This window comes from Ottowia thiooxydans, from assembly GCF_040548795.1.
GTDB lineage: Bacteria > Pseudomonadota > Gammaproteobacteria > Burkholderiales > Burkholderiaceae_C > Ottowia > Ottowia thiooxydans_A.
Map to the genome: position 1 here is coordinate 100,102 of NZ_JBEPSH010000006.1, position 13,185 is coordinate 113,286.

Annotated in this window: 11 protein-coding genes; 4 read left to right on the top strand and 7 right to left on the bottom strand. The window is 57.8% G+C overall.

Going from position 1 to position 13,185, the window contains the following annotated elements; all coding sequences use genetic code 11:
• Positions 1–84: 84 nt before the first annotated feature.
• From ABIE13_RS15290 to ABIE13_RS15305, 4 genes are read right to left on the bottom strand one after another with little or no spacing between them, the layout of a single operon-like run.
• Complete coding sequence (locus ABIE13_RS15290) at positions 85–759, bottom strand: ABC-type transport auxiliary lipoprotein family protein (RefSeq protein ID WP_354444919.1); 675 nt, start codon at positions 757–759, stop codon at positions 85–87.
• A gap of 7 nt (positions 760–766) precedes the next feature.
• On the bottom strand, positions 767–1,750 hold the full coding sequence (locus ABIE13_RS15295; protein ID WP_354444920.1) for an MlaD family protein: 984 nt from the start codon (positions 1,748–1,750) through the stop codon (positions 767–769).
• Positions 1,751–1,754: 4 nt separating this feature from the next.
• Complete coding sequence (locus tag ABIE13_RS15300) at positions 1,755–2,612, bottom strand: ABC transporter ATP-binding protein (RefSeq protein WP_354444922.1); 858 nt, start codon at positions 2,610–2,612, stop codon at positions 1,755–1,757.
• Entirely contained in the window at positions 2,612–3,733 is a 1,122-nt protein-coding gene (locus ABIE13_RS15305; protein WP_354444923.1) for an MlaE family ABC transporter permease, read from the bottom strand. The genes ABIE13_RS15300 and ABIE13_RS15305 overlap by 1 nt, the downstream gene beginning before the upstream one ends.
• A 472-nt stretch (positions 3,734–4,205) precedes the next feature.
• Here ABIE13_RS15305 and ABIE13_RS15310 point away from each other — a divergent pair, with 472 nt between their 5' ends.
• From ABIE13_RS15310 to yghU, 3 genes are all read left to right on the top strand, one after another.
• Entirely contained in the window at positions 4,206–4,793 is a 588-nt protein-coding gene (locus ABIE13_RS15310; RefSeq protein ID WP_354444925.1) for a bactofilin family protein, read from the top strand.
• Positions 4,794–4,803: 10 nt separating this feature from the next.
• A complete protein-coding gene (locus tag ABIE13_RS15315; RefSeq protein WP_354444927.1) occupies positions 4,804–5,556 on the top strand; it encodes a hypothetical protein in 753 nt (250 codons plus the stop codon).
• A 407-nt stretch (positions 5,557–5,963) separates the two neighbouring features.
• A complete protein-coding gene (gene yghU, locus ABIE13_RS15320; protein ID WP_354444929.1) occupies positions 5,964–6,830 on the top strand; it encodes a glutathione-dependent disulfide-bond oxidoreductase in 867 nt (288 codons plus the stop codon).
• Positions 6,831–7,001: 171 nt separating this feature from the next.
• On the opposite strand, the gene ABIE13_RS15325 is transcribed toward yghU, so the two are convergent.
• The 3 genes from ABIE13_RS15325 to ABIE13_RS15335 form a co-directional block, all read right to left on the bottom strand.
• Positions 7,002–7,538: a hypothetical protein gene (locus ABIE13_RS15325; RefSeq protein ID WP_354444930.1), complete on the bottom strand. Its 537-nt coding sequence runs from the start codon at positions 7,536–7,538 to the stop codon at positions 7,002–7,004.
• A 693-nt stretch (positions 7,539–8,231) separates the two neighbouring features.
• Positions 8,232–9,788 (bottom strand): hypothetical protein, encoded by a 1,557-nt coding sequence (locus tag ABIE13_RS15330; protein ID WP_354444932.1) that lies wholly within the window; start codon positions 9,786–9,788, stop codon positions 8,232–8,234.
• Between the two features lie 183 nt (positions 9,789–9,971).
• Positions 9,972–11,162 carry a hypothetical protein gene (locus ABIE13_RS15335; RefSeq protein ID WP_354444934.1) on the bottom strand — a complete coding sequence of 397 codons (1,191 nt, stop codon included), beginning with the start codon at positions 11,160–11,162 and terminating at the stop codon, positions 9,972–9,974.
• 299 nt (positions 11,163–11,461) lie between these two features.
• Here ABIE13_RS15335 and ABIE13_RS15340 point away from each other — a divergent pair, with 299 nt between their 5' ends.
• Positions 11,462–13,147 (top strand): GMC family oxidoreductase, encoded by a 1,686-nt coding sequence (locus tag ABIE13_RS15340; RefSeq protein ID WP_354444936.1) that lies wholly within the window; start codon positions 11,462–11,464, stop codon positions 13,145–13,147.
• The last annotated feature ends 38 nt before the right edge of the window (positions 13,148–13,185 follow it).

Sequence of the window (13,185 nt, forward strand, 5' to 3'; positions counted from 1 at the left end):
TCACCGCAGCTGAGAACGTGCGGACGTTCTCAGCTGAGCTCCTTCAACGCGCGAAGGCTATAAGAACGTCAACGGCAGAATACTTCAGGGCCTGGCAGCAGGAGCCACCGGCCGTGCCCCCTGTGGGACGGGCAGCTCAGCCAGCCATGCAACGATCTGGCGCGCCAGGTCATCCGTTGCATCCGTCAAAGCCTTTACGCCCCCAGGCGCATCATTGCTGGCGGCCGGCTGGCGAGCCGTGAACGTGCGCTGACCCAACAGGCGTTCACCCCGAGTCAGCGGCGCGACCACAGTTGCACGCATGCGTACCAGACCAAAACTGGCTCCGGGCGAGTCAAACACCTGGCTGAATTCTTCCAGATCCACTCTCAACTCGAGGGCGGCCAGACTTTCACCCACGTTCACCACAGGCCGCTGAGCCGCCAGTGTTTCTCGCAGGCGCTGGGAAACCAACTGCGCCGGGGACATGCTCCACCGAGCCAAGGCATAGGGCTGCGGCTGCTGACCAGAGCCTGCGTACAGGAGCCGGTAGTTCACAGCCAAGCCTTCGAGCGGTGCCGGGGCCGCAACCTGCGCCAACGCCAAAGGGGCGCCAGCGGGGCCGCTGGACGCCGCCGGCAAGCCGGGCCCAAAGTCATACACCATGGGGCGCTGTGGCTTGTCGGGCAAAGGAAGGCTTCCGCAGCCGGTCAACACTGCGATCCCGGCAGCAACGGCGGCAACTCTCATGCCGGTTGAGCAAAAAGCTATTAATTTCATAGTGAGCTCAAGGTTGAGAAGACCCAGCAGGCGCAGAGAATCCAGGCTCGCCCGGCCCCGGAGGAATAGCGCCGTTGCCATACAGCAGGGATTGAGGGTTATCGTTCAAAGAGTTGGCTACCCGGTCAAGCCTGCGAATCGTTCGGCTGACATCGTCGGTCAGGCCTTGAATGCGCGGCAAGGTTGTGCCGCTCACCGTGCTGGCACTTTCGCTCAGGCGATCCAACACACCGCCAGGTGCGGTCAACATGTCCAGACCGGGTTTGAGCTCCTTGGTGACGGCGGTGACGTTGCCCATCGCTTCGCCCGTCTTGGTGGCCGCATCCTGCATGGTCTTGAGTGAAGAGGTAGCTTGCGTGATCAGAGCAGGAATATTGTTATTGCCCCTGCCCAACTGGGCCTCTATCGTTTTGTCTGTGTTGGCGGCCAGCTGATTGATACTTTTGGCAGCCGCACCCACTTCGTTCAGTGCAGTATTGAGGGCGGCCTGGTTTTCCGGACCAAGCACCTGGTTGATGCGCTCCACGGTCTGATCAAACTTGGAGACCAGCAAGGCCGCGCTGTCTTGCAGCTGCCCAAGCAGGCTCGGTTTCAGCGGGATCCGTGGCGGCTCTCCGTTCTCGGATGTGGGAGGCTCACTGGATTCCCCGGTGTCATCAAGTTGCACGTAGGACAGTCCGGTCACGCCCTGGTAGGCCAGCGTGGCGAAGGTCGACTTGGTCACAGGCGTGTCGTGGTTGATGGCAATACGCACCAGGACGTTGCCCCGTACTGCGGAATCAAAGCTGATGTCCGTTACCTTGCCAATCGCCACGCCTTTAAAGCGCACTGCCGCCTGAGGCTGCAGGCCGCTGACCGCTTCACTGGTCGTCATCTCATAAACGTCTGTGTTGGTCACATCGCGCATCAGCCACATGCCCAGGCCGACCAGCAACGCAGCCACCACCAGCACGAAAACGCCGGCTGCAAGGGCGTGTGATTTGTTTTCCATGAGCTTATTGTCCTTTCGCTAGCTCGTTCCGGGGCGCGGCAGTTTTACGGTCGCGCAGCATTTCCATTGCGCGCAAGCCTCGTTCGCCCAGGAAGAAATGATGAATGAAGGGATGATCGAAAGCGAGCACCTCCTCCACAGAGGCAGCGATGATGACGCGCTGTTCGGCCAGCACCGCCACCCGTGTCGATAACGCAAAAAGTGTGTCCAGATCGTGTGTGACCATCACCACGGTCAAGCCCAGTTCCTGGTGCAACGACTGCAAGAGGTCGCAGAAGGCATCAGAGCTGTCGGGATCGAGCCCGGCCGTGGGTTCGTCAAGCATCAGCAGCGGCGGGTCCATGACCAGCGCACGTGCCAGGGCTACCCGCTTGATCATGCCCCCTGAAAGCTCCGCTGGCATCTTGTGCGCGTCGGTCGGCTTCAATCCGACCATTTGCAGCTTCAGCAGGGCGGCTTCGCGAACCAACTCTTCTGGCAGCGCCTTGGCTTCACGCAAAGGAAACGCAATGTTGTCAAGCACATTGAACGCCGAAAACAAAGCGCCCTGCTGAAACAGCATGCCGACGCGCGCGGCGGCGCCCGGCCCCGCCAGTTCAGCCACCGGACGGCCCAGCACCGTCACCGTGCCTTTAGCGGGCGTGTTAAGTCCCAACATCTGACGCAGCAAAACCGTCTTGCCCGTGCCGGAGCCGCCTACAAGCGTCAGCACTTCACCCCGATTCACGGTGAGATCCAGGTCTTTGTGAACAACTACTTGCCCACCACCTGGAATCGGAAACGCGCTCCACAGGCCACGCACCTCGATCACGGACTCAAGCTGGGTGAGACCTTTTTCGGAAACCAGGGTGTCTGGGGCCATCACATGCCCACCTTCTTGAACAGCACGGCAAACAGCGCATCGATGAGGATCACCGCGGTAATGGATGCCACCACCGAGGCCGTCGTCCCCTGCCCCAGGCTTTCCGTGTTGGGCTTCACGCGCAGGCCGTAATGGCATCCGATGAGCGCGATAGAAACTCCGAAAACCAATGCTTTGGCAGAGGCCAGCGTCAGGTTGGCAATAGGTACAGCCTTGGGCAGAGCCTCAAAGAAGAAGCTGGGTGTAATGCCCAGTGTGATGTCTGCCGCCAGCATTCCCCCGAGCAGTGCTGCCATGGATGTCCATACGCTGATCAATGGCATCACAATGGCCAATGCCAACGCACGGGGCAGCACCAGCCGAAACCCGGCGGGAATGCCCAGCACACGCATCGCATCCAACTCTTCCGTGACGCGCATCACCCCGATCTGTGCTGTGATGGCAGAGCCGGAACGGCCAGCGATCAACACCGCCGCCAATAGCGGCCCCAGCTCCCGGATGAGGGCCAATCCTAGAATATTGACTATGAACGCTTCTGCGCCGAACTGGCGCAGAATCTGACTCATCAGATAGGCCAGCACGACACCAATCAAAAATCCTACCAACGCCGTGATGGGCAGGGCCTGAGCGCCAATTCTAAAAAGGTGACCGGAAAAATCACGCCAGGGGCCTTTGTGAGGTGCGGCCACCAGACGCAGGATATCCAGCAGTAACTGACCCATGAGCACGACGAAGTCGCGCATCTGCGCGAGGGCGGACTCCACTCCCAGACCGAATTCATCCACGCGTTGGCTAAAGCTGCGACGGCCAGACGCGGCCGGCACGAACGGGTAGGAGGCCACCCGCTCCAGCAAAGCGCGCTGGCTTGGATTGGCCTCCATATGGGTGGGCCACTGTCTACCCCAATGATTCCAAAGGGTCAGCGCTCCCAGATGATCGAGCGCACCCACCTGCCGCAGGTCCCAGTCCTGACCGCCCTTGAGTCCCGCCAGATGGGACTTCACCATCCGCCAGACGCTGGCAGAAGCCAGTTGCGCGGCCGTCCAGTCTCCCCCGAGTAAGACGATCGTCCGACCCGAGGACTGCTCTTCCTGGCGCAAACTAGGCGTAATGTCGTCCATAGGCTTTAACAGGCGTGCTGGAGGGCGCGAGCAGGAGCGCAGGAGCCATTCGGCGAAAGCGCATGCGATGTGAGCATTCTCACTCTAGCGCCCGCGCAATGGCATGCACAACGCGTGCCAGTGCTGGGGTCGATACTTAAGAAGACTTGCAAGCTCATGCAAATGGGAAAAAGGGAGGGAAAGGGGACAAAAGGGCAGATAGGAAATAAAGGAAAAGAAAAGCAAATATCGGAAACCACCAGCAACCGCTGGCATGTAACTTCGGCAGGATGGTTCTCGCCGCGCCGGGATGATAGGGCGAATGGTAACGCTTGAACTGAATACCCTTATGTCGGACAAGGCCCCGGAGGAAGCGGAAAAGAGAGTAATTTACGCTGCAATAGTGCACCGGTTGGTTACGTTTCTTTCCTCTTGTGCGCACCTGTAGCACGATGTGCCGTTAGCATTGACCGGTTGTCACAAGGAATAAAGCATGGCACTTCAAGGACCTTTTTTCGGTAAGCGCGACTCTGAGCCGCTGAACCCCCGTAGCCCCGCCAGCAACTCGCTTGGCGGCACAAGTTCTCTGGGCTCTGCCAGCGGTGTTTCCGCTGCTCAACCATTTTCCGCTTCTGCCACCAACGCTCCAGCCGCGGCGGCGACAGCAGCCCCTGCGGCCGAAAGCGGCGCCAAGCTGACTGTTGGACCGAATATCAAGCTCAAAGGCGTCGAAATCACCGATTGCGACACCCTGGTGGTAGAAGGCACCGTCGAAGCCACCATGAATTCGCGCGTGATTCAGATCGCCGAACAAGGCGCATTCAAGGGTTCGGCAGAGATTGACGTGGCAGAAGTGCGCGGCGTGTTCGACGGAAACCTCGTGGTTCGCCAAAAATTGGTGATTTTTGCCACCGGCAAAGTGACCGGCAAGATCCGCTATGGCAAGATCGTGATCGAAGAAGGAGGCCAGTTGTCCGGTGAAATCACGTTCGGTACATCAGATGTTGACAGCGCTTCATCCGGCAAAGGTTCTGCCGGTGCCAGCGGAGCCAAGGGCGAACAGGTGTCTGTTCCAGCCTGATCCTTGCGCAATGGGCGTGCCGACGGGCACGCAGTTTCCAAGGGCCGCATGCGCGGCCCTTTCTCTTGCTCTGGCGCTGGCCGCGACGGGTTGCGCAAGTGATGCGCACATCGAACGAGGGGAAGTGCGAGGCCAGGAATTCGGTGGTGCGGAACTGCTGCAGAGTGAGGGCAATCGCGTCGCCAATGCGGGTATGCGCGCCAATCATCAAAGCCTCATGCTGCTGGCAGACAAGCTTTACCGGCGAAACCCTGCGGAATGGCGTAAGTCCGCAGCCTCGCGCGAAGCCGCTCTGGCGCAACTGGATGCCGCTATTCAGTCCCAGCAAGCCTGGCTGCCGTTAGCTGGCAAGCGTGACGTAGCCGCGCTTTCGTCTGCGCTGACGCCGGAATTCCAGGGTGATCGCGTAGCCGCTTTCATCTTCGCCTGCTCGGACACCATCATCACTTCGCACGGTGGCAAGCGAGAGTTTTATTATCTGGACTCCGTGGATCCGCAACATATCTATAACGCAGCCCGCAATATGGAGACGGCCCTCTGGATCCTGAACACCCGCCGCGACGCGCGAGGCCAGCCCTTGCTGCTTGCCAACGAATTGACCCCCGACAGCCATAACTTGAGCTTCGAGCGGGAATTCGGCAAGATCATCGGCCGACTCGATATGCTCGCGACCTATACAACGGAGCGTTATCGGCGAGCCGCCATCGGGTATGTGCAGGGCATCGTGGCAGCGCCATTGCTGGCCTTCCTGCCCGTGAAATAGCCCTCGGGAGCCTCAGCAAAACCCCTCACGTCCCGGGCGCTTACGCCCAACTGAACATCTGAGTGATCCACTCGGTCCAGCTTGGAGGCTCCGCCTCTGGCGAGGGCGCCCCTTTAAGAACGATGACTTCAAAGTTTCGGTCGACACCGGGCAGATCCAGATCTTTCTAACGCTGATGGCTGGCACAGGATGGAGCTGATGAGGCAGCGCAGCGGAAACACCGCTGTTTTGTAGCACCTGGAGGTGGCATTGGAGAAATGCTTTGAAATGAACCGTAGACAAAAAAGGCCATCGGCAGATAGCCCTTCATGAGTAACGGGAAAACCCTTAGAGTTCTACCCAAGCCCCTGAAAAGTCTCTCGGCAGGCCCATTGCCAACCACGTCCACCATCAGTTAGGAGAACTTCATGAAGCCCGAAATGCCCTATACGCCCCCTGCGATCTGGTCCTGGAAGAAGTCCAGTGAAGGGCGGTTTGCCAACATCAATCGCCCTGTGGCGGGCGCCACGCATGACAAGGCTCTGCCGGTAGGGAAGCACCCCCTGCAGCTGTACTCCCTGGGCACGCCCAATGGAATCAAGGTGACAGTGATGCTGGAGGAGTTGCTCGAGCTTGGCCATCACGGTGCTGAATACGACGCATGGCTGATCCGCATCAACGAAGGAGATCAGTTCGGCAGTGGCTTCGTGGCCATCAACCCGAACTCCAAGATCCCTGCGTTGCTTGATCGCAGCGGTCCGCAGCCCCAGCGGGTTTTCGAGTCAGGCGCTATCTTGATGTACCTGGCCCAGAAGTTTGGCGACGCATTCCTTCCTTCGGACCCCGCCACGCGAGCCGAATGCCTCTCATGGTTGTTTTGGCAGATGGGCAGCGCGCCCTTCCTGGGTGGCGGATTTGGTCACTTTTACGCCTATGCGCCGCTAAAAATCGAGTACGCCATCGACCGTTACGCCATGGAAGTCAAGCGTCAACTCGATGTGCTGGACCGGCGCCTTGCCCAAAGCCGCTACCTGGCGGGTGACGAATATTCGATTGCAGACATCGCGGTGTGGCCCTGGTACGGCGCGCTGGTGAAAGGACAACTCTACGAAGCGGGCGAGTTTCTGCAGGTGCAGCAATACACCCATGTCCTGCGATGGGCCAATGAAATAGCCGATCGGCCTGCTGTAGCGCGCGGTCGCATGGTCAATCGCACATCGGGTCCGGCCTCAAGCCAGTTGCATGAACGCCATGATGCGTCGGATTTTCTGAACCGCACACAAGACAAGCTGTGATCAACCTCTGATGACCACCGCCTGGACTTGAGTCCACTCGCGACCGTGGGGAATCCTCTCAAAAACCCCTCACGGCTTGGAGTCAACTCATGGAAAGGCAGTGAATTCCTGGAGTGTGTTGACACGCCCCAACGCGAGTCAGCGTGTGGGGGTTTTAATTGATGACACGCCTTAGTAGGAGCTGCGCAGAGCAACCACTTCCATATTTCGCGGAATTTCGCCGGAGCGGCTTCCTTTCGCATAGTCAAGCGCCGCCAGGAATTCGCCCCACATCAATACCGGGGCCAGCAAGCTGGTAACTACGGTTTCTTCGCCGCTCGACGACAAGTGTGTCGATGCGCCTTGCTGCAGAGTGCCCAGCAATGGATCATCAACAAGCTCTATTGGATGCAAGGCACGCTGCTCATAAGCACCTTCGGTCCCTTTAGTCGCGGACATAGCCTGTCTGGCGTTGATTTTCAACGAGTTCACTTGTTTTTCGAGCTGAGAACGCTCTGGCTTCAACTGCGCCCAAAGATCTCGCATTTCGAGAAAAGTAATCTCCAGTTCAATCAGATCTTCTGAGTCAAAAACCAGTCCCGGAGCCAAGGGCAGGTCTGACAGAGGATTGCGCGCGGATGAAGCACTCAAGCTTCGGGCCTCATCAAACAGCTCGCGCGCCCTGGTCACAAAAGGTGAATCTTCCAATTCCTGGATCAGCGCCTGCATCTGTTTCACACCCCGAGCGCCTTCCTTGACACCGCTCGAGGAGAGCACATCCGCCCAATGTTTCATGGACCAAACACGACTTCTCGAAGTCCGCATGTGCGCTTCCAGGTCGCGAACCGCTGGCGCGACCTGTCCGGAGTGGGGCGTCTCCGCCCTTTCGAACACATGAACTTCGATCTCTTTGTTGAAAGTGACTGACTTCTTGGGAGAAATCGCAGTCGACGTTTTGGAAGATACGGAAAAACTGCCGGTGCCGCGCGACGACACAACCGAGTCTTCATAGGAAGAATCCAACGAATACTCCTGCGAAGGACTTCGCAGAAGTAACTTGGGCAACTCTTTCTCAAGCTGGCATTCGAGGTCTTGAACGGATTGCACCTTTCCCGCCTTCAATGTCTGGCCCAGTTGGTTGCGCCCCACGCGGACAGGGTGCTGCGAGCCTGCCGGCGTCTTAACGGTCGGACTCTTCAAGCCAATTTCTTTAGGTCGACCAAACCATGAGAATGGAAACAGCATAAAACTCCTGGATCAATCCACAAAATGATTTCCAAGGTATTCTTTTTCTCAAACAAACCGAAGAAACCCACCTTGATTAGCAACACTTTGGGATCACAAAGTTCCATGGAATTCCCATTTAATTTCCATGAATAGCTTCGAAGATCAATTCATTGTCTAGAAGCGCCCGTGAAGTGGTTAATCCACACTCGCAAACGCTTGCGTTTGAACTCTTTGTGAGAGCAACGCTGTTATGCTCAAGAGCCCCTCTGCCTTGGCAAGGTCTCGCAAGGCTTTGGTGTTCTGGATATCCACCTCAGGCCACAGCCTCTCAAGAATTTTCTCAGCGAGGCCATCGTCAGCCATGGCGTCCTTCGCAAACAGGTCCAGCAAGCCGGTCAAATCTCGCTCCACACAAAAATCGATGAGGCCTTCCGCACTATGAAACGCCGCGGCAGGTAGCCAATTTTTCAGGTTCTTTCTATCGTCGGCCGAAACGCTGATGCCCGCCTTGATCAGTCCGTTGGCTATGGAGAGCTTGCCCTCGTAGTGCAATGCATCAGGAATTGCTTTTAGAGAAAGCATGCTTGCGACGCTGGTTCGTTGATCGAGCTTCCAGGCTTCCTGGAGCCCAAGGATCGCACGGGTCAGCGTCTCCACATTTTTCGAAGGAATATGACGAGCGTCGACCCAATGGCCTTTCAGGGCAGCATTCTTTTTGGCGTTAGCTCTGGCCTCAGCCCTTTTGATGGCGTTTTCCCACTCGATGGTCACATGCGTGAAGGTCTTTTTCCGACCTTCGAGGCTTTCTGACCCTGCCGCCCTGGTTATTTTCGTTACCAAGGCGCCCAGCATGCCAGGCGATCCCACATCCGTCGCCAGGCCGATCAGAGTTCTACCCTGCATATTCTTTGTCAGGTCCAGGCCCAGTGACTGGAATTTTTCCACCAGCTTGCCTGCTATTTTTCTGGCGTATTCACGTTCGGTTTTCAGCTCTCGGATTGTTTCGGAACAAGCCCGCATTTCCTCCCGGTCGGCAAGGGATTTCGCGCCCTTGGCATCTTCGTGAGGACCTCGCGCCAGAGTGCTCGGCAGCTTCTTGAAAGCACCTCTGGCTTCTCCCAATCGCTTGTCGATTTTCGAGTTCATTTCGCCGGACTGGGAAATCGCCCAGGTCATCAGGCCAAGCAGACGTTGGCTCTCTAGAGGCCCTGTCGCCGAACTGAATTCATCGATCACATGGCAAACCACGTCGAGTTGATTCGCCTGCACTGCTCGCATCAGCGCTTCGTTCAACAGATAAGTGCCTTCCGGAGTGATCTCGGAATTGAGGTCAACTCCCGCTCGCTTCATCAGCGATAACCATTTTTCCGTCTGCACTGCATTGCCATCCCTTGCCGCAATCAGCAAAGCACCAATGCCCGCCTTGCGCGCGCTGGCCCCCTCGTTGACCAAAGCCACCAAAGCGTGCAGATCACCCCGTTCTATCGCCTTATCCACCGCCCTTGCGATCAGGAAAGACGTCACAGGGGAGATCACAAGGGAAATAAAATGGCCAAGCGCTGTAATGAGTGAGTCCGTCAACAAACTCACCCATTGCCGGGAGTCTGTTCTTCCCTCGACAAGGGACTGGCGATCCTCTCCCGAGCCTACGGAGACTCGTTCTTCAGTGCCCCCCTTGGATGAAGCGTCCAATTCGCTTGTGGACGTTTGGACAGGAGGTGCGTTGAACTCTGAAATGCGGCGGTCAGACATGAAAACCTCATGGATCAAAATATGGCGCACAGCCCTCAGCTGCCATGCGCCAACAGGCGCTGTACACCCCTCACTTCCATGAGTAACAAGCCCGCCCCTCAGGTTCCACCCGGGCTGCCATCGACACAGGCTCAGTGGGCCCAAGACGCTCCAGAACCTGGGCGTTTTTGATGCAGAACACCCTCAGTTCCGAAGCACTTTCACCCACGTGTCTTCAGGCACCTCCGATGGTGCAGCCCCTTCAGCGATCTGAACTGCGAGGTCGCCCAGTCCTGCCAGAAATTCCCCCCAGATGAGAATGGGCGCCAGTGAATGTGAGACCGTGGTCTCATCTCCGGCGAACGAAACCCAACTCTGAGCCTGTACCGAGTCGCCCACGCGTTTCGGATCATCAACGACGCTCATGCTCACGATGGGCGCTTGGGGAAAGTGAGGAGCTTCAACGCCATCCACTTCGCCCAGGCCTTCATTTGTCACGATTCGATTGACCAATCGTTCGACTACCTTTTGATGCGGGTGTTGGGTTCCTTCCTGTCTCAGATAGTCCAGGGTTTCCTTCAAATCAAACATGGCCTCCACGAGATCGAACAGTTCTTCGCACAAGAACTCCATGGCCGGAATCGGACCTCGATCAGCGGTGCCCTCGCCTTCAGAAACCTGCGATCGGGCATCCGCAAATATTCGCCGTGCTGTCATGACGGGACTGGAGTCTTCGATGACGTCAAGCAAAGCTTGCAAGCTCAAGAATCCCTCTACACCCATTTCCGGCACTGGCGTTTCACGCGCCCGCGCCAGTGGAGTGGTCGGCTGCGCGCCTGCATCCGAGAGAGCCCTCTCTTGACTTTTCTTTGACTCCAAGACGTCCACCCAATGTCTAGCGGACGCCATGAACTTTCTGCATGCGATGGCACCAGCTTCTATGCTGTCCCTGCCCAGAGCCACGTGGTCCGGCGCGGATTGAACATCACCCGAAGAAATTCCACCCTCCCAGCGCATACCCTCGAATTCGCGCACCGCGGCTTTGCGGTTGAACGTCACGGCCTTCCTGTGCGGAGCAGTCTGGGAAATCGAGGAAGCGTCGCTTTCAGAAAGCTCGTCTTCAGAAAACTCACCTTCAGGAATGACCACCACTGACATATCCATAAAGCTGGATTCCGCCCTGGGAGACTCTCCGAAGTCTGGAGCGGATTGCTGCCGATCCTGGTACAAGCCGTCGCTCACCCCAGTCTGACCAATGGCGGCACTTTTAGCCCGACTGAGCTGACTCTGAGGGGCGGGAGATCCCGAGGTATCTGGAGCCCGTGGGGTGAGCGATGGCCGCTCGGACGACGCGCTGGAGTTATTGCCGCATAGACAGGAAAGCAAAAATAGCATACCGCTCCTGAAGTGACACAGATCAACGAGTATTGGTATTACTTAAAAATTACAAAACAGGGTTAACCCTTTGTATTAAATTAAATCTTAAGAGTTATTTAAATTGATTTTTCGGTAGTTGGAAGCCGCACGTTTTGCCGCTGCCTCCTGGGAGGTCTGAGTTACTGATGGATTACGGACGGGGCGATGCAGTTACAGAGAATGAGACCCAGCAACCAGCTGGCTACCAGGTGCCACCCAAATGCTTTCATCGCAAATGCCCCTTCTCGCCTATGATCTGGCGCAGCACCTGCCAGCATATGAGCGAACAAACCTTTGACTACATCGTCGTGGGAGCCGGAACTGCCGGCTGCCTGCTTGCCAACCGACTTTCGCGCGACAAATCCAAGCGCGTACTATTGATTGAGGCCGGCCGCAAGGACGACTATCACTGGATACATATCCCGGTGGGCTACCTGTACTGCATCGGGAACCCGCGCACGGATTGGCTCTACCAGACCGAGCCCGCAGCCGGTTTAAATGGACGCTCGTTGCGCTATCCGCGTGGGAAGGTACTGGGCGGAAGCAGTTCGATCAACGGCATGATCTATATGCGGGGCCAGTCACGCGACTACGACCAGTGGGCACAGCTCACGGGTGAAGACGCCTGGCGCTGGGAAAACTGCCTGCCGGACTTCAAGGCGCACGAGGACCATCACAGGCTCGACAAAGCTGGAAAGGGTATGCCTGTCCCTACTTCGGAATTCGCTGGCCTGCACGGCCACGGAGGCGAATGGCGGGTAGACAAACAGCGCCTGCGCTGGGACGTGCTGGATGCCTTTGCCGCCGCAGCGCAGGAAGCCGGGGTTCCTGCGACGGATGACTTCAACCGTGGCTCCAACGAGGGCGTAGGTTACTTCGAGGTCAATCAGAAAGGCGGTTTGCGCTGGAATGCCGCCAAGGCGTTTCTTCGTCCAACCTGCTACGGACGACCGAACTTCGAACTTTGGACCGGCGCCCAGGTGGCACGATTGCTTCTGGAGCGCAGCGCAGGCGGCGCTTTGCAGTGCTCCGGTGCAGAAGTCATGACGGACGCGGGTCTGACCCAGGTCCTTCTGGAGCCCGGAGGGGAATTGATCCTGAGCGCCGGGAGCATTGGATCGCCGCAGATCCTGCAGCTGTCGGGCATTGGTCCGGCAGGTCTTCTGCGTCAGCATGGCATTGAAGTAAAGGCGGACTTGCCAGGCGTGGGCGCTAACTTGCAGGACCATCTGCAGATCCGCAGCGTCTATAAGATCAAGGGCGGCAAGACACTGAACCAGCTTGCCAGCACGCTGTGGGGCAAGGGCAAGATAGGCATGGAGTACTTGTGGCGCCGCTCTGGGCCCATGAGCATGGCCCCGAGCCAGTTGGGTGCGTTCACCCGCTCTTCAGCCGCCTTTGAATGGCCCAACATCGAATACCACGTGCAGCCGCTCAGCCTGGACGCATTCGGGGAACCCCTGCACAGCTTCCCGGCCATTACGGCCAGTGTGTGCAATCTGAACCCGACCAGCCGCGGAACAGTGAACATCAAAAGCCCGCGCTTTGAGGATGCTCCCGCCATTGCACCCAACTACCTTTCCACGCAAGAAGATCGCCAGGTGGCGGCCGACAGTTTGCGCGTGACTCGCCGCATCGTCTCCCAGCCTGCCATGGCACGTTATTGCCCGGAGGAGTTCAAACCTGGAGTGCAGTACCAAACTGACGAAGAGCTGGCCCGCCTGGCAGGAGATATTGCCAGCACGATCTTTCACCCCGTGGGCACAACCACGATGGGAAAAGACGGGGATCCCATGGCCGTTCTCACTCCGCGCCTTCAGGTGCGCGACGGGGCAGGCGGCGTCATCGCAGGCTTGCGTGTGGTCGACGCTGGAGCGATGCCTTTGATCACCAGCGGCAATACGAACAGCCCGACCCTCATGATGGCCGAAAAGGCCGCCAAGTGGATACAGGCACGTCATTGAGCCGGTTTCCGCCAAAAGCTCTAACATATGAGGTTGCG